Raw genomic sequence first — 19,634 nt, 5'->3', positions numbered from 1 at the left:
GGTTGTTGGTTGATGGTTGTTGGTTGATGGTTGTTGGTTGATGGTTGTTGGTTGATGGTTGTTGGTTGATGGTTGATGGTTGTTGGTTGATGGTTGTTGGTTGATGGTTGTTGGTTGATGGTTGTTGGTTGATGGTTGTTGGTTGATGGTTGTTGGTTGATGGTTGATGGTTGATGGTTGTTGGTTGTTGGTTGTTGGTTGTTGGTTGTTGGTTGTTGGTTGTTGGTTGTTGGTTGTTGGTTGTTGGTTGTTGGTTGTTGGTTGTTGGTTGTTGGTTGTTGGTTGTTGGTTGTTGGTTGTTGGTTGTTGGTTGTTGGTTGTTGGTTGTTGGTTGTTGGTTGTTGGGTGTTAGGTGTTAGATATAAGGTAAGGGGAAATGGTATTGGGAAAGGTTGCACTAACCGATAGATTTTAATGTATTCCTTGGCTTAAGACGGTTTTAAAATAAAGGGAAAATATACTATGGAGATAAGGGTTTTTAAGGACAAACAAGAGGTTGCCAAACAGTTTTCGGCCTATTTTGCTGAATTGACAAAAGGGAAGGAGGTTTTCCATGTGGCCCTCTCTGGAGGGAGCACCCCAAAGATTGTTTTTGATGAATTGGCTTTGGCCTATGGGGACACTATTGATTGGTCCAAAATCCATTTTTACTGGGGAGATGAACGTTGCGTGCCCCCGACCGATGATCAAAACAATTATAAGATGACCGTGGAGCATTTATTCTCGAAAATCAATGTCCCGGAAAAAAATATCCATAGAATTTTAGGGGAATCGGATCCGCAACGGGAGGCCATGCGTTATGCCAATTTGTTGGAGATTTATTTGGATAGGGAGGAAGGCATTCCCCAATTTGATTTAATTATCCTGGGTATGGGAGACGATGGCCATACTGCTTCCATTTTTCCCCATGAAATTCAACTCTGGGAAGCCAAGGACCATTGTGTTGTAGCTACACATCCGGATTCTGGTCAAAAGCGGGTTTCCATTAATGGCAAGGTCATCAATATGGCCAAGGAAGTTGCCTTTTTGGTAACCGGTGCCACTAAAGCAGAGAAAGTTGATGAAATCCACAATACAAGGGAGGGCTATAAAACCTATCCCGCCTCCCTGGTACATCCAAAATCTGGAAAACTGGTTTGGTTTTTGGATGAGGCGGCGGCCCCTAATCCCTAGCACCTAAGTCAATTTCAATCCGAAAAGGGAAGTTTTATTTCCCATTCGTAATCATTTCCAAACTCCTAAAAGCGGCCGTTAGTCCAAATCCAATTTCACGTTCTCATTTTCCAGGTATTTTAAATATTCATTTACCTTGAACATTTTGCCGTGGTATTTGGTATCCCGTTGCCGCACGGCCATTTTGCGTTCCACACTTCTAGCATACCGTCGTAGTCCCTGTTTGTCGGTAATCAATAGCCCCGGTACCTTTACATTGTTTCCTTTGCCATCCTTGGCCACCATGGTAAAATAGGAAGAATTGCAATGCCGTTTTTCCCCGGTGGTCACGGTTTCGGCCTCTACCCGAACCCCAATGACCATACTGGTCCGTCCGGTGTAGTTCACACTGGCTTTAAGGGTAACCAATTCACCAACTTCTATCGGGTTCAGGAAATCGACCCGATTTACGGAGGCCGTTACACAATAGGCCTGCGAATGTTTACTGGCACAGGCAAATGCAATTTGGTCCATCAGGTTCAAGATATGCCCGCCATGTACCTTACCTCCAAAATTGGAGTGGGAGGGAAGCATCAGTTCCGTAATCGATACCCAGGACTCTTTTGAGGTTTTAAACTTTTTCATTTGTTGAAATGGGGCGACTTTTCCAATACCACATCAGTAATAAAATATTTGGTGTCCCCCAGCCAAAAAAAAGTGGCATACAGCTCTTTGTAGGTGACCTTAACGTATTTTCCTTGATATGCTATTAGTTTCTGGATGATTTCCTCTTCCGAATCCTGTACGGAAAACTTAAAAATACGTACTCCGGAAATCCCCTGACTTAGTTCTCCTTCCCAGGTTTTGGCCAATACCCCTTTGTTGCTGAATTTCATCAGTTCCCCAGACCGATAGCCTTCGCTAAAAGGAACATAATACACAAAAGCAAAGTAAATGGCACTACCCAGTAGGATGACCGAGATGAGAATAAAGACAATTTTACGCATCTAAAGTTTTAATTTAGGTTGTTCATTTTCCAATTCGTGGTCATCTTCTTCTGCCCGTTTTAGAATGGGTTCTGGAATCGACTTTTTGGCCTTGGCCCCCATTTTCTTTAATTTTTCAATACTGGTAACAATATTTCCGCGGCCCTCCACCAACTTGTTCATGGCCCCACGGTATTCGTTTTTGGCTTCGTCCATCTTTTTCCCCACGCGGGTAAGGTCCGACACAAAACCTTCGAATTTGTCATAAAGGGCCCCGGCCTGCCGTGCAATTTCAATAGCGTTACGCTGTTGTTTTTCATTGCTCCACATCGTATCTATGGTGCGTAAGGTCGCCAATAGGGTAGAGGGCGTAACAATAACTATGTTTTGTTCAAAGGCCCTATTGTAAATGGTGTTGTCCTCATTGATTGCCACGGCAAAAGCTGGCTCTATGGGTACAAACATCAATACAAAATCAGGGCTTTCCATTTCGTACAAATCCTCATATTTTTTGGCAGAGAGTTGTTCCACATGTTTGCGAAGGGAATTGATGTGGTCTTTTAAGAATCTGGGTTTTTCATCTTGGGGAGCATTGGTATAGCGCTCGTAATCCGTTAGGGAAACCTTGGAATCGACCACCATTTTTTTCCCGTCGGGAAGATGAATGATGACATCGGGCATCACCCGGGCCCCATCTTCCCGTTTAAAACTTTGCTGTACGCTATACTCCCGGTCCTTTTCCAATCCGGATTTTTCCAAAACACGTTCCAAAACCAATTCTCCCCAGTTCCCTTGCATTTTACTGTCCCCTTTAAGCGCCTTGGTAAGGTTTTCCGCTTCTTGCGTGATCTTTAGGTTTTGATTTTGGAGATTGAGCAATTGCTCTTTTAAAGCAGAATGGATGCTAATGTTTTCTTTTTGCGTTTCCTCGACCTTCTTTTCAAACAATTGGATCCGCTCCTGCAGCGGACTTAAGATTTGCTTGATGTTTTTTTGATTTTGCTCGGTAAATTTGCTGCTTTTTTCATCCAGGATTTTGTTGGCCAAGTTTTCAAAATCCTTGGTAAACTTTTCCTGAAGTTTTTCTACTTCTTCCTTTTGCTCGGTATTGATACGCTCCAGGTTCTCCAAGTCAGCTTGATAGCGTACCAGTTGATGGCCCAACTGTTCTTTTTCGTTTTGAATCTGTTTTTTTTCCTCGTTTTCAAGGTCCAGCTTCGCATTGAGGGTCGTAAGGGATTGATTTAGTTGTTGTTCACGTTCCAGCCAAATACTTTCGTTGGACCTTGTTTTCAGTTTTTGGATGTAGATGCCCACCAAAATACCTACAACAATGGCCAGAAGGCCAACAAGCAAATACATCAGTTCTTGACTCATAAAGTAAAATCTTAACGTAAAGATAGTTGAATTGTCATTCCGCACTTGATGCGGAAACCAAAAAATGGGTGTTCCTGGACTCCTATCTGTGGTTTGTTACTTCTTTATTTTAAAAGAGCCGGTTTTGGCATCAAATTGTACCAATTCCGAAGGGAATATGCGCTCAAAACTTCCTTTTTCAATCAATTCACAGGGAGCGGCAAAAGGGTTGGTTTTTCCATCCAAAATCAGGATTTTATCACAAAGCTGAATGGCCAAATCGATTTCGTGGGTAGTGAAGACCACTGTTTTTTGATGCTCATGGGCCATTTGCCGTAGCAGTGTAAAAATCTGGACCTTATTGGAAAGATCCAAATGTGTGGTAGGCTCATCCAAAAACAATAAGGGGGTATCCTGTGCCATGGCCCGTGCAATCAAAACCCGTTGCAACTGGCCGTCACTAAGTTCAAAGCATTTTTTGGTTTTTAGTCCACCTAAGTAAAATTGTTGGATACTTCCTTCAATTTGTTCCTTATCCCCTTCGGTCAATGTTCCCAACCAATTGGTATAGGGCTGCCTGGCGAGTGCAATTAACTCTTGAACGGTTAGATTCTTTGTGGCAATGGACTCGGTAAGGACCAAGGATAGTTGCTTTGCGAGCTCCAGTGGCGAAAAGCTGGATAACGGTTTTGTTCCTATACGTATCTCACCGGCGATTTTGGATTGTAGCTTTGCCATGGTCCTTAATAGGGTAGACTTTCCTATGCCATTAACACCAACAATTCCACACAGTTCCCCTTGTTCAAGTTGAAAATTGATATGTTCGACCACGGCCTTGGATTTATAACCAACGGACAAGTCCCTTATGGAAATGAGGTGCTGCATCAAAAGAATAGTTTACGTTTTCTCACCAATAACCAAATGACCACTGGAGCCCCTACAATGGATGTAATGGCATTAATGGGCAAAACCTGGGCCGATGAAGGCAATTGGGCAATGGTATCACAGAGCAACAATAAAATGGCACCGTACAAAAAGACTGCAGGGACCAACACCTTATGGTCCATGGTCTTGAATATTTGCCGGGTTAAATGGGGAACGGCAAGGCCTACAAAGGCAATGGGACCCGCAAATGCGGTTATGCTACCGGCCAATAAGCCTGTAACCAGAATTATTCCCAAGCGTGATTTTTTTAAGGTTATCCCCAGGCTTTGGGCGTACTGTTCTCCCAATAGGAGGGCGTTTAAGCTTTTAATGTGGAGCACACTTAGGGCCACGCCAACAATAACTACTGCACCGAGCAAGGCATTTTGGTTCCAGGAGAGGTTTCCCACACTTCCATAGGTCCAAAAAATGAAGCGCTGCAATTGTTCCGCATCCGAAAAATAGGCCAATACGCTTACTATGGCAGCTGTGATACTCCCGAACATTAAACCTATGATCAGCAAAGCCATTGTATCCCTAACGCGATTGGCTACCAGAACCACCACCAATAGGACCAAAAAACTACCGACACTGGCAGCCACTACCAAGGAAACATCGGATACCAAAATGCTGCCCAGAAGTGTTGCCCCCATCAGAAGAAGGGCCGCTCCAAGGCTGGCTCCGGAACTAATACCCAATACAAACGGTCCCGCCAATGGATTTCGAAACAATGTCTGCATGAGAAGGCCACTTAAGGAAAGCCCGCCCCCGACCAAAATAGCCGTTACGGCCTTTGGCAAGCGATAACTGTAAATAATGTATTCCCATGAAGCATTCTCCATAGCTTCTCCAAAAAGGGCCTTAAAGGTTTGGGACAGGGGTATTGTTACCGATCCCAGACTAATATTTAGCAGGCCCGATACCAATAAAATCAGGAACAAGGCTATAAATTGCGGCTTATGGGATGCTATGGTCTGCACTATTGCAAAGGTGTAAAAAAGTAGGGATTATGGTCCGGTAGGACTTCTGGATGGAAAAAATGTACCAGATCCTGCAATACCAAATCGGGCCGTTGCGGAGCCAGCTCATAGTACAGAAGGCCCCCGGTAGCCCCCCGGGTATTGGCAAAAGTATATATCTTTTTGGCCTTAAAAGCTTTGAACTGTTGATAGTGCGCATTGGCCTGTTCCATTTCCTGATACGATGTGAACCGTGAAGGGGCGATCCAAACATTGGCCTGTTGCCCCTTTTCCAAAACGCTTTCCAAGCTCAAGGATAAACTACCGGTTCCCGAGGTCGCTTGATAAAGATATTCCCCATTGGCATCTTTGATGAATTGGGCGGCCCAACTTTCCCCAGCGGGTAAATACCAGACGTCCTTGAACAGGGCCCCACTCAATACCGTAGGTTTTTTGGCGGCTTTAGCGGCTATTTTTTTCATTTCTTGATAAGAAGTTTCAATTGCCCTGAATATACTATCGGCTTCCTTTTGTTTATCCAATAGCACCCCAAAGAATTTGATCCATTCGGCTTTGCCCAATGGGGTTTCTTCCGTCCAATCCCCATTGAATACCACAGGGATATTGGCTTTCTGGAAAACGTGATATGCGCTGTTTTGGTCGTTGATACCAAAACCAATGATCACATCAGGTCGTAATTCCAAAACCATTTCTGTGTTAAGGCTTTCATTGGTACCCAATTCCTTAATTTTTCCAGTGGAAATCAATTCCCTGGCGGGCATGGAGGAAATGTATTTTGTGTCGGGAAATCCAATTAATTTATCCAATCCCCCTAAACTTTCCAAAGCTGGAATATGCGTTGTTGAGGTAGCTATCAAAGAGGTAATGGGGGTGGCAATCACAGCATCATAGGCATCGGAAGGGAAGGTCATAGTGGCCAGTTTTTCCTTGGGAACCACTAAATAGCGAAACGCTTTGGAAGCCCCTGGCCAGGGGCGGTTTACTTGAAGCACGGTAAATCCATCGCTGCTTTCCATGGAGAAGCTTTTGGCGTAGCTTGTGGTGGTATCCGGGACCTGAACTTGCTTGACGGGTCTTACATTTTTCTTACAGGAGATCACCAGCCCAAGAAGTAGCAGTGGTAAAATTCTCGTTTTTATCATGGCCCCAAAATTAGACGAATTGAAAATTATGGGAAAAGAATCCGCAGTTGAATTTAAATACGTACTTTCGTTCAAGATTTAGGTTTGAAGGATTCCTAATAAATAGAGTTCTTCAATTAAAAGGGAATTCGGTGTAAATCCGGAGCTGTTCCCGCAACTGTAATCATATGCTGAAGCATTTTCAGCATCTCTGCAAAGAGTTGTTATTGTCTTCAATACCACTGTTCCGATACCTATTGGGATGGGAAGGTAGAATAACAAATTGAAAGCCAGGAGACCTGCCTGATTCGATTAAAACTTAAAAACCTTCGGGATAAAGGTTTGCTGTTATGAAGACTGAACATCTCTTTATATCACTGGTACTACTATCGCTTTTTAGGTTAAGCGCACAGGAAATGACAACCCATCGTTTGGATGAGGTTACCGTTTCGGATGTACGTGTAAGGCGTTATGCGGAAGGTCATAAGGTTACTGAATTAAAGGACAGTACCATACAACGTAATGGTACATTCCTTACCTCCCTTTTACATTTTAACAGTGCCATTTATTTTAAGGAAAACGGCTTGGGAATGGTTTCCTCCCCGTCGTTTCGCGGGACCAATGCTTCCCATACGGCCGTTGTATGGAACGGCATCAATATCAACTCCCAGCTCAATGGTCAGGTAGATTTCAATACGGTCAATCCTTTGAACTATAGTTCGGTAGCGATACGTAGCGGTGGCGGTAGCGTCCAGTTTGGTACCGGAGCCATAGGAGGTTCCGTTCATTTAAATAATGATTTAAAGTTCGAAAAGCACTCAGATCATCAAGTGGTGACAGGCTATGGCAGTTTTGATACCCGTAGCCTGAATTACAGCAATAGTTTTGGTACTGGAAATTGGTCTTCGAGTTTTGGGGTCAACTACAATAGCTCCGATAATGACTATTTGTACCTGGAAACGGATGAACGAAATACCAATGGCGAGTTTGAACACCTTAATATAAACTTTAACACGGGTTACCGATTAAATGACCGCGATGTACTTCGTTTGTACCATCAAAGTTTTATTGGGGACCGAAATCTATCCGGTAACCTGGTTGCGCCTGGGCGTAGCCGATATGAGGACAATCAGTTTCGGACCCAATTGGAATGGGGAAGATTTGGGGAAAAAGCCATTAGTAAACTAAAGGTGGCACATCTGTACGAAGGGTTCAGGTATTTTGAAAATAGGGATTCGGACAATTTTTCGGATGGGCGGGTGACCACGGTATTGGCGCGCTATTCCCTGGATGTTGAACTTTCGAATTCGTTTCGATTGAATTCTTTCGTGGAATACAACAACTTTACGGGTAAGGGAAGCAGTTTTGGTGCACCGGAACGAAACGATTTTGCCATTACCGCATTGGTAAAACATACGTTAATGGAAAAATTGAGGTATAATCTGAGCCTGCGACAGGATTTTTCATCGGATTTTTCCAGTCCTATTGTTTTTGCATGGGATGGAAGTTATGATTTTGGTCGTGTCTACAAACTTCAATTGAATGCATCCCGTAATTTCCGAATGCCCACCTTCAATGACCTATACTGGCAACCAGGCGGCAATTTGGAATTACAACCGGAACAATCGTATCAGGTGGATTTGGGACACCGGTTCAAGCTGGACCCGCTAACACTACAATTGAACAGCTACTACATTTCCACCGAGGACATGATTCGTTGGCTGCCCAATACCCAAGGAATCTGGTCGCCTGTCAATGTGGATGATGTACAAATCTATGGTGTGGAAGTGGAGCTCGGAATACACCAATCCATTGGTGAAAAACAAGAAGTGGACTTTAACGCCAACTATGCCTACACCGTTTCTGAAGATAAAGCAACGGGAGAACAATTGATTTATGTGCCTTTTCATAGGGGCAATGCTTCCCTGGCCTATCGCTTCTCCAATTTTGGTGCCTTTTACCAGCATCTCTACAATGGTTCGGTAGCCATCATCGGTGGGGAATTGGATGGGTACCAAGTAGCCAATGCAGGGGTAACCTATTCCTTTAAAACAGAAGGCAAGTTGCACTGTAGGCTTGGTTTCACCCTTAACAACCTGTTCAACGTGTATTATGAAAATATTGCATTGCGACCAATGCCCAATAGAAATATTCAAACCCAATTAGTATTAAACTTTTAAAATGAGAAAAAACCGATTTTTTTTGATGGTTGCCCTAACAGGGCTATTTTTTACCAGCTGTAACAATGATGATGACCAACCGGTACTACCTGGTGTCAGTATTTCGATAACACAAGATACCTTTGGAGAGGATAGCGGAACCATTACGGTAAACTTTAACACAACGGAAACATTTGACACCGATGTGACACTCACCTATGAAGTTTCCGGTACCGCCGTTGCAGGGGAAGATTATACTGCGCTTCCCGGGACTTTGACATTGGGTGCAGGGGAAAGTTCGGTTACCCAAAACCTAGTATTGTTGGACGACGACGACGTTGAACCAAGCGAAACGATTACAATTACCTTGACCGCTGTGGATGGTGGAACGGATTTCATCTCTTCAGATAGTTCGGTGACATTGACCATTACGGATAACGATTCTTTTCCCTTTGAAAATGGAATTTTGGTGGTTCACGAAGGGAATTTTAACCAAGGAAATGCCTCGGTTTCCTTTATATCCGATGATTATTCAAGGGTGGAAAATGGAATTTATAAATCGGTCAATGAAGTTGATGCCTGGGGTGATACCGCCCAAAGTATGGCCTTTGATGGCAGATTTGGATATATTGTCCTCAATGCTTCCAAAAGAATAGAAGTGGTGGATCGTTATACCTTTGAATCGGTAGCCACGATAGGTGGTGCTGGCGCAGACGATTTCTTAAATCCACGTTACATGACTGTTGTAAATGGAAAAGGTTACGTGACCAATTGGGGCGATACTTTTAATCCCGATGATGATTTTATTGCGGTCATAAACCTGGAAAATAACACGGTAGAGAGCAAGATTTCCGTGCCTGAAGGTCCAGAGCGCCTTTTGGCCAAGGACAATACTGTTTATGTGGCCCATGGTAATTTTAGTGGAAACAATATCGTTTCCGTTATAGATGCGACCACCGATAGTGTTACCGACACGATAACTGTAGGCACTACCCCAAGTTCTTTGCAGTTTGATGCAGATGGTAAGCTTTGGGTGCTAAGCAGCGGATATTCGCCTTGGGGGCCGCAAGACCCAAATCCGGAGGTGGCAGGGCAATTGGACCGAATCGACGTTTCCAGTAACGATGTTGAAGCCACCTTTGATTTTGCCCTTACCGAGCATCCAAGGTTTTTATCGATTAATGAAGGAGTACTTTATTACTATTTGGCAAGCTCCATTTATCCATTGGAAACAGATGCGACTGAATTGCCATCAATTTCTGTAATAACCACCAACATTGGTTTTTATCGCATGAGCGTAATCGACGGAAAACTTTATGGTGTCAATCAAAGCTTTGTGGAAAATGGAACACTTGAGGTCTACGATTTGTCCAACAACAGTCTGTTGCTCTCCCAAGAGGTTTCCATAGGCCCTGGAGAGGTATATATTAATGGTGAGGCCGAACGTTAATAATAACCAAAAGGGCGGCTTTGATATATAAAACCGCCCTTTTTAGCAACGCTTTTAATTGATTGTTAGCTAGTTTAAGTCTTTCTAATTATACACAAAAAAGGAATTGCTTTTTTGGACTAAAAGTAAAAACCAAACTTCTTTTGTTTGGATTCCTTTTTAACATGGATAGCAATTGTTTTGTAAACCTAAGGGTTTTCCAGATGATTCTGTGGACTACAATAAGCATAGATTAAAAACTTTCAATTCAAATGCAGCAACGGGTGCATAATGGTTTTAACATTTTGATTGTTGAAGACCATCCTTTTGTTTGTGAAGGATACAAAAAGGTATTGGAGCCAATTGTTATAGAATATGCCAAAAAGCATATTTTTCATTTTGCTTATGATTGCGAGGAAGCACTTGAGTGTATTTCAAATAGCATTAGGGGTAGTTTACTATATGATTTAGTCATTCTAGACTACCGTTTGCCAATCTATGAGGAAAAAGGAGTATTGTCAGGAGAGGATATAGGGTTGAAAATCAGGAAAGAATCGAGCAACACAAAAATTATTGTAATCACCAGTATATCCTGCAACTATACATTGAACGGTATTTTACAAACCCTTCATCCAAATGGACTTGCTTATAAAGGTGACCTGGATGGCAAAACTTTAACAGAAGGATTTAAAACTATCCTACAAGATAAAGTTTTTTACAGTGAAAGAATCGTACAAATGTTGAGTAGGCATTTAGAGCTTGCTAATAGACCTTTGGATCAAATTGATAGAAAAATCCTCTATTTGTTGTCCAAAGGTTTTAGAACGAATGAACTTCCTAAGTTGGTCTATCTGTCAATGTCCGGAATTGAAAAAAGGAAAAGAAACCTTTTTTCTTTTTTTGGAATAACTACGGGGCAACTTTCAGATCTTATCCAGGCCGGTACGGATGGTGGGTATTTATAAAAAAGAAGGATTTACCTTACTTAATATGAGGTTTTTCTCTCTTTTTTGCATTGTTCCTGTTTTAATTTTAATGGAACTATTTATTAATCCCTAAATCACAATGTTATGCACAAAAAAATTACACTAGTTCTGTTTTTTTTCACACTTTTTGTTTCTTCTCAGAGTTTTATTCAAAATGTAAATTTTTCTAGATCTGGTTTAAATGATCAAGAACTGGGAAAGCCTTATAAATTTGATTTGACCTTTGATCATTTAAGTAGTACTGCTCCTTCTTGGCCTCAATGGTATTATTTTATTACTAGTACAAATGATGATTCATTTTTTACAACATGGCCGGTCGCGGGTTTTATATCAACTAATCAGTATGATACCATATCTAATGGATTTAGGTTTTCTTTTGACCCAATTCAATTGGTAGATGAGTTTCCAAATTACCCTTCAGGCACTTACAAGGTTGTAATAGTAGGATATCTTGGAGGTAATTCTTGGGTGATTTCTCCAAATTATGTGAACAACTACACTTTTACCTTTACATTTAATGATTTCTGCTCGGATTGTGGTGATGGTATTTACTATGGCCATGATAATGACGGTGATGGAATTTTGGAATTTTTTGATAACTGCCCCAACAATCCAAATCCGAATCAAGCCGATCAGGATAATGACGGTATAGGTGATGTTTGTGATACCCAAGATAATCGTGATTCGGATGGAGATGGTGTTGAAAACTTTGAAGACGAATGTCCCAATGAGGCTGGACCATCATCAAATAATGGATGCCCGGCAAATGACCCGGCCTTTGTAATAGTTGATAAAGTTCAAATTAAAGAAAGGGATGAGTTCACTGGTAATTTAAATACGATTTATGATTCGAGTGATTCCGATAATGATTCTCCCCCTACAATACGTAATAATGGTGAGTATGACTTCGTTGTTACCCTTAAAAATACAGGAGATTTAACAGCTAATAGTACTTTTCTTACCTCTTTTTATTCCTTTAACAGTTCTTTTAGTTTTTTCGGGGATTGTATTTGGGATGATCGGGAATCAAGTACTGATTTAAGTAGTGGTAATACATTTGAATATAGCTTTACGGAACTAATTGGTGGCAATAGTATAGGTATTTGCGACTTGGCTACTGGTACTCGCTACTTTTACTTTTTACCAGGTCCAAATGGCCAAGACGATAGTACGGCATTTCAAGTACAATTTTCTTACACTCAATCATCATCAGGAAAGGGGCCCGTTCTTAGTCCAACTGGTTTTCAATCTAAGGCAAGAATTAATTCTGCCCTAATTTTGGAGCAATATCCGATTGAAATATATGACCTGACGGGTAGAAAGGTTGTTTCCAAAGAAGTCTCTAGCATTATGGAAGAAACAGATGCTGTAATGTCACTACCCACCGGTCTATATATAATTAGGAGTGAAAAGGGAGATAGAAAAATGTATGTTCCAAGATAATCTCTTCTAATGTATTGACTATGGTCTGACATAGTCAAACTAATTGGAAAAACCTTCCCGGAATTCTTAATTTTTGGGAAGGTTTTTAGTTTAAAATAGCCTAAATTACCGGGGAAACAATACCAACCCATTCCTATGGACTATAGCCCCAAACGTATTGTATGCCTTACGGAAGAAACCACGGAAACCCTATATCTACTGGGTGAGGAAGCACGGATCGTTGGGATATCCGGTTTCACGGTCAGACCAAAAAGGGCCAGAAAGGAAAAGCCCAAAGTTTCTACTTTTTTAGAGGCTAAAACGGACGATATATTGGCGTTACAACCCGATTTGGTTATTGGTTTTTCGGATATTCAAGCTACCATTGCCAAAGAATTAATTGCCCGGGGCATCACGGTGTGGGTCAACAATCATAGAAGTATTCATGGGATATTACAAATGATGGTGCAGTTGGGGGCCTTGGTTGATAAAAAAGATGCTGCTTTGGATTTGGTAAAAAAAATTGAGGGTGATATCCTTCATATGAAACAGAAAACCAAAAGTTGGATCAAAAAACCCAAGGTATACTTTGAAGAATGGTATGACCCTCTGATAACAGGGATCCAATGGGTAAGTGAAATCATTGAAATTGCTGGTGGGACCGATGTTTTTAAAGATAGACAGGCATCATTGGCAAAGGATCGTATCCTGGCCAACCACAATATGGTAATTGACCGGAATCCTGATATGATACTGGCCTCTTGGTGCGGTAAAATGTTCAAAAAGGACAAAATGATAACACGCGAGGGATGGGAGCAAATCAACGCCCTAAAAACCGATTCCATCCATGAAATAAAATCTGAAATCATCCTGCAGCCTGGTCCTGCTGCTCTGCTGGACGGTCTGCCGCTCATACATAAACTCCTTTTGGATTGGAAAGAAAAATATGGATAAGGGAAAAGCATTTTTTAATTGGAGCAGTGGCAAGGATGCTGCAATGGCACTGCACATGGTTCAAAAAGAAGGTAAAGAGGTTGACCTGCTGGTAACCACTATCAGTCAAAAATATCAAAGGGTATCCATGCACGGGCTCCATAGAAGTTTATTGGAGGCACAGGCTGCATCCCTTGGCATTCCGTTGGAAGTAATTGAGCTACCGGAAAACCCTACTATGGAGGCCTATGGCACTACGATGGGGGAACGCCTGACATTGCTTCAAAACCAGGGTTACGCCCATTCCTATTTTGGGGATATTTTTTTGGAGGATTTAAAGGTCTATAGGGAGCAGATGTTACACCCCTTGGGATTTAAGGCAGTTTTTCCACTTTGGAAAAAGGATACCCGACAATTACTTTTGGACTTTATTGACCTGGGTATGAGGGCAATAGTCATTTGTGTAAACGCCCAGGTATTGGACAAATCCTTTTGTGGCCGGGTAATTGACCGATCGTTTTTGGATGATCTGCCATCAAATGTAGATTCCTGTGGGGAAAATGGTGAGTTTCACACCTTTTGTTTTGATGGCCCATTGTTTCAATGGCCTATCGCCTTTACCAAGGGCGAAATTGTTTATAAGACATATCCCGCCCCCAAAACGGAACAAAATACGGATGTTTCCGAATATGGGTTTTGGTACTGCGATTTACACTTAAAGGGTTGAGGTACGGGAGGCAACGAATGTTGCTTGCCATGGTATTAATTCAAATCCAACGGTTTATCAAGAATCATAAATTCCCTAACGGGTGTTTTAAAATCCCTATAGGCCGCAGGTTCCCCAAAACTGGACTTTTGGGCCTGTTTACTGGAAACCCCTGTGATTTCCTCCAGTGCTCTTGCCAATAGGGGCTCATTGACATCACCCAATTCTCCCAGATTGAATACGTCTTCCCTAAGCTCAATATCCGGGGCAAAACCGGCCGTATAGTCCAGAAAGCCAACGGAGTTTTCATTTCTCCCCACCAACGGCTGTATGATCCATCTGTTGTCGGGATTGATCCGGTTTTCCCTTCTTCCATCCCCATAGGTGTAGGGACCATTTACCCCTGTGGGATCATCCACCAAAGAGATGGAGAATTCATTTTTTCCAGTCGTTGTCGTGCCAATATGAATGACCTCAACGTAAGGGTCCAGACCATTCATGAGCAATTCACTTGCCGAAGCCGATCGATTGGTGGCCAAGACATATACCCTATTGAGGTTTAAGGCATTGAGTGCTACACCGGATCGTACTTCATTGGCAAAATAATCCTCCAGTTGCAGATTCGAAAAACGTGCTTGTTGTTTGTCGTTCCAGCGTTGCCGAATATAGAGGTCATTTGTATTTGGACCGTAAATCATACTGGCCAAAAGGCGTGAGGTGTTTACCGAGCCACCGGGATTGTAACGCATATCCAAAACCAAGTCCGTAACACCATTCGCTACAAATTGTCCGAACACCTCATTTAACTCGTCATTGAAATCCCTATTAAATCGTTGGTACATTAAGTATCCGATTTTTTGGCCATTTACGTCAAGGGTTCTTGCTTCCCGAATGGGGGGTTCGAGGAACTCTTCAATTTTGGTCAAGGTGATTTCGTTTTCGGTTTGGTTTACCAACCTATTGGCGATATCTGCTTCACCCATATTTAAGGTGTAGGTATCATTGTCACCAAACAATAAACCCCCAAAATTCCCGGGTGTCAGTACTTGTCCGTCAACCCCATAGAAAATGTCCCCTCTTTTAAGCCCGGCCTGTGCTGCAGTCGATCCCGGTACAACATTTCGTACAAACCCGAATACGTTGTCAGTGTCATCTTCCGTCAGGTCAATAATAAAGAACTGCAATCCATTGCTTTTGCTCACTCCGGATAGGGAGTTGAGCAGTACTTCAAAGTCCTCATCAAAAAAAGTAAATCGGTCCTCTGAAAACAGGAGACTTTGTATAAAATCCTCAGGATTTGGGGTAGCCTGCAAGAATTCGGTGTATTCCTGGTCATTGGCAAACCGGTCATCCGCTAAATCCGGAACATCCGCCTGCCAAAAATACCACTCATTCATCGCCTGCCACATAAAGTCTTGTACCGTAACATCATCTGAAATCGGGTTCGGCCCTCCGTCATCGTCATCACTGCAAGAAAGGAGGACAAGGGTCATACTGCATAGCAGCACTATTCTGCCTTGCCACAAGTTCCTTGACAGTAAGCGGTACAAATATTCCATAAGGGACTAATTTGGAAATACATCATAGATCGTTCCTCCTTTCAGAGGATTTAATCTATTGGAACTGGAAATGGTACGGATTTGCATATGGGACGGTGTTTCCAAGGATCTGCCCTTGGTAACCGGTCCCGTAATTTCCTCAATGGCCCTGGCCAGTAGGGGTTCATCCGGCTCGCCCAGTAATCCTAAATTGCCCAAGGATTCCAGCACTACAATTTCCGGTTCCAAACCACTGGTGAAATCACTGAACCCAACGGCGTTTTCATTGGTGCCTACCAAAGGTTGCAGGGCATATCTATGATCCGGATCCGCACCATTAAGAGTTTGATCTCCATTGAATATATATGGAAATGGAATGGATTCCCCATTGGTAAGACCCACTTGTTGAGTGGGATTGTCCACCATGGTCACCGAAAACTCATTTTTTCCAGAGGTCGTATCACCTATATGGACAACCCTAATATAAGGGTCCAAACTATTTATGACCAATTCACTTGCTGAGGCGCTATCGTCCGTGGTTATGATGTAAACCCGACTAAGATTCAGACTATTGATTGGAACTATAGTTTCATCATCGCCATCACTTATAGTTATGGTATTTACAAAAGTATCTTCACCTCCCAGGAGGTCATTCCATTTTTGATTCCATCGTTGTCTTGAAAAAAGCTGCCCGTTGAACTGTCCCGTGATCATACTGGACAATCGAATTGCCGACCGTACCGACCCCCCCGGATTGTACCGTAAATCCAATACCAAATCCGTTATGTTTTCATTCTGTAATTGTCCAAAAGCAGTGTTCAGTTCATCATCAAAATCACTGGTAAAACTGTTGTACATTACATATCCAATTTTACTGCCACCGACATCCAAGGTTTTGGCTATGTGTACAGGGTTTTCAACAAGCTCTGTTTTGGTCAACTCAATGTTTACCCCATTTGGCGTGGTTGTATCATTGGCTATGGTAGCAAAATTCATGGTATATGTGGTGGGGTTGAGCAGATCAAGATTACTGTTTGTAATTCGTCCTGCTTCATCCGTTACGGCAAAAAGGGCAGTACCGTTTATGGCATAAAAGACATCCCCACGTTGAACTCCCTTGGTTTCCGCATCAGAACCATTGATTACGTAACGTACCACTCCAACAACGGCAGTCCCTCCCTCAGGTGGTCTTGTCAACACAAATTCAACCCCATTTGTGGTGGCGACACCGGAAAATGAATTGAACAAAACATCATAATCACTTACAATGACACTAAATCTGTCTTTGGGCGATAAAATAGCACTGTGCAATCCCTCGGGGGAATTAAAGCCATTTAAATAGGTATAGTAGGCGTTGGTATCGGCGAATCGGTCGTCCGCCAGGTCATTGACCTCGTCTTGCCATAAATACCAGGTATTCATCGCACTCCAGATAAATTCATTGATTTCACTTTGCAATTCCACAATTTCCTCCTGTGGTTGTGGTGGTTGTTCCACTTCCGGTGTATCATCATCGTTGGAACATGATGTTAGAAAAAAACACAAAAGGGTCAGTGGAATAAATAGGTTTCTCATAGCAATTAAGTTTTCATTGTATCCCCAAGAATCGTTCCAGCTTTGCGAATTCCCAGTGGTATTCTATAACAATCTTAGTTTCAAAAACCCTAAAATACTTACATTCAATTAAAATAGAAATGAATTTGTAACAAAATTCGTTGTATGTCGTCATGAAGGTGTAAGTCGATAACAAGATATACAAAACGCGAAACCACCAAATGCAACAAAAAGAGTTTATAGCAATGGTTATGCCCTTTAAGGACAAACTTTATCGCATGGCCAAACGGTTATTGGTGTCACGGGAAGAAGCGGAAGATGCTACCCAGGAAATATTGCTAAAGCTTTGGTCCAAAAATGAATCCATGGGCCAATACAAAAGTGTAGAGGCTTTTGCGATGACGATGACCAAGAATTTTTGTTTGGACCGATTAAAATCCAAACAAGCGGGAAACTTGAAATTGGTCCACAGCAATTATAAGGACGAAACGGTTTCCGTACAACGACAATTGGAAGCCGAGGATAGTGTGGGATGGGTAGAACGGATAATGGAGGAACTGCCAGAGCAGCAAAAAATGGTTTTACAATTGCGGGACGTGGAGGATTATGATTATGATGAGATAGCCCAAATGTTGGATATGAAACCAACGGCAGTGAGGGTGACCCTCTCTAGGGCAAGAAAAACAGTTAGGGAAAAATTACAACAAAAACATAGTTATGGAATTGGATAACTACATAGAAAAACTTTTGGAGAAGTACTTTGAAGCAAACACTACGGTTGCTGAAGAGAAGGAACTTGGGGACTATTTTGCCCAAAAGGCGGTTGCGCCGCACCTGGAACAATACAGGCCCATGTTCAATTACTTTTCCGTTGCCAAGAAAGAACAATTTACCAAGCAGGTTCCACTAAACACCAGAAAGAAGATCAACTATGGGTGGATTTCCGCTGCAGCGGCAGTTGTACTGGCTTTTGGCATCTATTTTGGTCCTGATCAATACCAGGCATACCAAGATAGAAAGGAGGCAGAACTTGCCTATGAGGAAACAAAGAAGGCCTTGAACCTATTGGCCGAGAATTTTGGAAAAGGAACCCAAAAGATGGCCTATTTAAATGAGTTTGAGGTCGCAAGATCAAAAGTGTTCAATGAAAAATAGAAATTAAAAAGTAAAAAAATGAAGAAGTATATTTTAATCGTATTGATTGCCGTAATACCGATTGCCGGTTTTTCCCAATCTTTATTTGACAAGTATGAGGACCTGGATGACGTGACCTCAGTGGTCGTTTCCAAGAAGGCCTTTGAATTATTGGCCAAAATGGATATTGAGGTCGATGATCCAGATGCCCAGGACTTTATGGATATTGCCACAAGCGTCAATAGCCTAAAGGTGTTTACAACGGATAACGAATCCATTGGTGCCGATATGAAAGCTTCCGTGGGCAAGTACCTAAAATCAGCTTCGTTAACTGAGTTGATGCGTGTTAAGGACAAAGATGCCAATGTGAAATTTTATATCAAAGAAGGTAGGGACAGTGACCATGTCAGTGAATTGTTGATGTTTGTTACCGGGCTCAAAGAAGTTGAAGCCGATGGCAGGCGGTTTGAAACGGTACTGTTGTCATTGACCGGGAATATTGATTTGAACAAAATCAGTTCCCTGACCAAAAAAATGAACCTTCCGGAAGAGTTGAACAAAGCGGGTAAAAAAGGAGAATAAGTATAAACACCGGGTTGGTAGTGGGAATCGCTACCAACCCGTTTTTTTAAAATTTGCCCTAGGCAAAGTCCAAGGGCCATCAATCCTTAAAAGAACATGAAAAATATAGTCAGAACAATTGTGGTCTCCCTCTTTCTTGTACCGGTTATGGCCATTGGCCAATCCGTATTTGACAAATTGGAGGATTCGGACAAAATTGGAACAGTGACCATAAGTAAAGGAATGTTGGGCATAGTGGCCAGCATGTCCGCCGATGACAAGGATAAGGAAACACAGGAATTTATTGAATTGGCCAAAAGCATTACCAATATCAAGGTATTTGTTTCCGAAGATCATGCTGCGTCAAAAATGATGAAATCCACCGCAAAAGGGTATATCAAAACATCAAAATTGGAAAGCTTAATGAAGGTAAGGGATGATGATTCCCATGTGGACTTTTATGTTAAGGAAGGAAAGGACAGCGACCATGTGAGTGAAATGGTGATGTTGGTAACGGGTATGGACAAAAAGACGGAACATGCCAATTTTGAAACGGTTCTTGTTACCATGACCGGGGATATTGATTTGACCAAGATTGGTTCACTGGTCAATAAAATGAACCTTCCCAAAGATTTGGAAAAAGTTAATAAAGAAGAATAAAAGTTGGTTAAGGGAGTGTAACAAAAGGCCCTA

Annotated in this window: 19 protein-coding genes and 1 riboswitch; of the genes, 11 read left to right on the top strand and 8 right to left on the bottom strand. The window is 42.2% G+C overall.

What is annotated here, in order from left to right:
- Window positions 1-462: 462 nt before the first annotated feature.
- Window positions 463-1,173 carry a 6-phosphogluconolactonase gene (gene pgl / locus L0P88_RS00335; RefSeq protein WP_247132662.1) on the top strand — a complete coding sequence of 237 codons (711 nt, stop codon included), beginning with the start codon at window positions 463-465 and terminating at the stop codon, window positions 1,171-1,173.
- 78 nt (window positions 1,174-1,251) lie between these two features.
- Here pgl and L0P88_RS00330 read toward each other — a convergent pair whose 3' ends face one another.
- From L0P88_RS00330 to L0P88_RS00305, 6 genes are all read right to left on the bottom strand, one after another.
- On the bottom strand, window positions 1,252-1,797 hold the full coding sequence (locus tag L0P88_RS00330; protein WP_158777991.1) for an acyl-CoA thioesterase: 546 nt from the start codon (window positions 1,795-1,797) through the stop codon (window positions 1,252-1,254).
- The gene (locus L0P88_RS00325) at window positions 1,794-2,159 is read right to left on the bottom strand and encodes a 6-phosphogluconate dehydrogenase (RefSeq protein WP_247132661.1); all 366 of its coding nucleotides are present in this window, start codon (window positions 2,157-2,159) and stop codon (window positions 1,794-1,796) included. The genes L0P88_RS00330 and L0P88_RS00325 overlap by 4 nt, the downstream gene beginning before the upstream one ends.
- The gene (gene rmuC / locus L0P88_RS00320; RefSeq protein WP_247132660.1) at window positions 2,160-3,515 is read right to left on the bottom strand and encodes a DNA recombination protein RmuC; all 1,356 of its coding nucleotides are present in this window, start codon (window positions 3,513-3,515) and stop codon (window positions 2,160-2,162) included.
- Window positions 3,516-3,611: 96 nt separating this feature from the next.
- Entirely contained in the window at window positions 3,612-4,379 is a 768-nt protein-coding gene (locus L0P88_RS00315; protein ID WP_247132659.1) for an ABC transporter ATP-binding protein, read from the bottom strand.
- Window positions 4,379-5,398, bottom strand: coding sequence for a FecCD family ABC transporter permease (locus L0P88_RS00310; RefSeq protein ID WP_247132658.1), 1,020 nt, complete (start codon window positions 5,396-5,398; stop codon window positions 4,379-4,381). Before L0P88_RS00310 ends, L0P88_RS00315 begins: the two co-directional genes overlap by 1 nt.
- Window positions 5,398-6,540, bottom strand: coding sequence for an ABC transporter substrate-binding protein (locus tag L0P88_RS00305; RefSeq protein WP_247132657.1), 1,143 nt, complete (start codon window positions 6,538-6,540; stop codon window positions 5,398-5,400). Before L0P88_RS00305 ends, L0P88_RS00310 begins: the two co-directional genes overlap by 1 nt.
- Window positions 6,541-6,603: 63 nt before the next feature.
- A riboswitch (cobalamin riboswitch) is annotated at window positions 6,604-6,841 on the top strand.
- Between the two features lie 28 nt (window positions 6,842-6,869).
- Between L0P88_RS00305 and L0P88_RS00300 the strand changes: the two genes are divergently transcribed.
- The 6 genes from L0P88_RS00300 (at window position 6,870) to L0P88_RS00275 (ending at window position 14,175) form a co-directional block, all read left to right on the top strand.
- On the top strand, window positions 6,870-8,699 hold the full coding sequence (locus tag L0P88_RS00300) for a TonB-dependent receptor plug domain-containing protein (RefSeq protein ID WP_247132656.1): 1,830 nt from the start codon (window positions 6,870-6,872) through the stop codon (window positions 8,697-8,699).
- A 1-nt stretch (window position 8,700) separates the two neighbouring features.
- The gene (locus L0P88_RS00295; protein WP_247132655.1) at window positions 8,701-10,128 is read left to right on the top strand and encodes a DUF5074 domain-containing protein; all 1,428 of its coding nucleotides are present in this window, start codon (window positions 8,701-8,703) and stop codon (window positions 10,126-10,128) included.
- A 251-nt stretch (window positions 10,129-10,379) separates the two neighbouring features.
- On the top strand, window positions 10,380-11,072 hold the full coding sequence (locus L0P88_RS00290) for a response regulator transcription factor (RefSeq protein ID WP_247132654.1): 693 nt from the start codon (window positions 10,380-10,382) through the stop codon (window positions 11,070-11,072).
- A gap of 105 nt (window positions 11,073-11,177) precedes the next feature.
- Window positions 11,178-12,536 carry a thrombospondin type 3 repeat-containing protein gene (locus L0P88_RS00285; protein WP_247132653.1) on the top strand — a complete coding sequence of 453 codons (1,359 nt, stop codon included), beginning with the start codon at window positions 11,178-11,180 and terminating at the stop codon, window positions 12,534-12,536.
- 135 nt (window positions 12,537-12,671) lie between these two features.
- A complete protein-coding gene (locus L0P88_RS00280) occupies window positions 12,672-13,469 on the top strand; it encodes a cobalamin-binding protein (protein ID WP_247132652.1) in 798 nt (265 codons plus the stop codon).
- Complete coding sequence (locus L0P88_RS00275) at window positions 13,462-14,175, top strand: diphthine--ammonia ligase (protein WP_247132651.1); 714 nt, start codon at window positions 13,462-13,464, stop codon at window positions 14,173-14,175. Before L0P88_RS00280 ends, L0P88_RS00275 begins: the two co-directional genes overlap by 8 nt.
- A 35-nt stretch (window positions 14,176-14,210) precedes the next feature.
- Here L0P88_RS00275 and L0P88_RS00270 read toward each other — a convergent pair whose 3' ends face one another.
- Together L0P88_RS00270 and L0P88_RS00265 are read right to left on the bottom strand one after the other, a co-directional pair.
- The gene (locus L0P88_RS00270; protein ID WP_247132650.1) at window positions 14,211-15,713 is read right to left on the bottom strand and encodes a S41 family peptidase; all 1,503 of its coding nucleotides are present in this window, start codon (window positions 15,711-15,713) and stop codon (window positions 14,211-14,213) included.
- Between the two features lie 6 nt (window positions 15,714-15,719).
- Entirely contained in the window at window positions 15,720-17,267 is a 1,548-nt protein-coding gene (locus L0P88_RS00265) for a S41 family peptidase (RefSeq protein ID WP_247132649.1), read from the bottom strand.
- A 200-nt stretch (window positions 17,268-17,467) separates the two neighbouring features.
- Here L0P88_RS00265 and L0P88_RS00260 point away from each other — a divergent pair, with 200 nt between their 5' ends.
- From L0P88_RS00260 to L0P88_RS00245, 4 genes are all read left to right on the top strand, one after another.
- Window positions 17,468-17,977, top strand: coding sequence for an RNA polymerase sigma factor (locus L0P88_RS00260; RefSeq protein ID WP_247132648.1), 510 nt, complete (start codon window positions 17,468-17,470; stop codon window positions 17,975-17,977).
- Window positions 17,964-18,401 carry a hypothetical protein gene (locus L0P88_RS00255; protein ID WP_247132647.1) on the top strand — a complete coding sequence of 146 codons (438 nt, stop codon included), beginning with the start codon at window positions 17,964-17,966 and terminating at the stop codon, window positions 18,399-18,401. The genes L0P88_RS00260 and L0P88_RS00255 overlap by 14 nt, the downstream gene beginning before the upstream one ends.
- 18 nt (window positions 18,402-18,419) lie before the next feature.
- Window positions 18,420-18,962, top strand: coding sequence for a DUF4252 domain-containing protein (locus L0P88_RS00250; RefSeq protein WP_247132646.1), 543 nt, complete (start codon window positions 18,420-18,422; stop codon window positions 18,960-18,962).
- Window positions 18,963-19,058: 96 nt separating this feature from the next.
- Window positions 19,059-19,601: a DUF4252 domain-containing protein gene (locus L0P88_RS00245; protein WP_247132645.1), complete on the top strand. Its 543-nt coding sequence runs from the start codon at window positions 19,059-19,061 to the stop codon at window positions 19,599-19,601.
- Window positions 19,602-19,634: the final 33 nt, after the last annotated feature.

The organism is Muricauda sp. SCSIO 64092, assembly GCF_023016285.1.
Taxonomy (GTDB): domain Bacteria; phylum Bacteroidota; class Bacteroidia; order Flavobacteriales; family Flavobacteriaceae; genus Croceivirga.
This window is presented reverse-complemented; position numbering and strand designations above follow the sequence as displayed.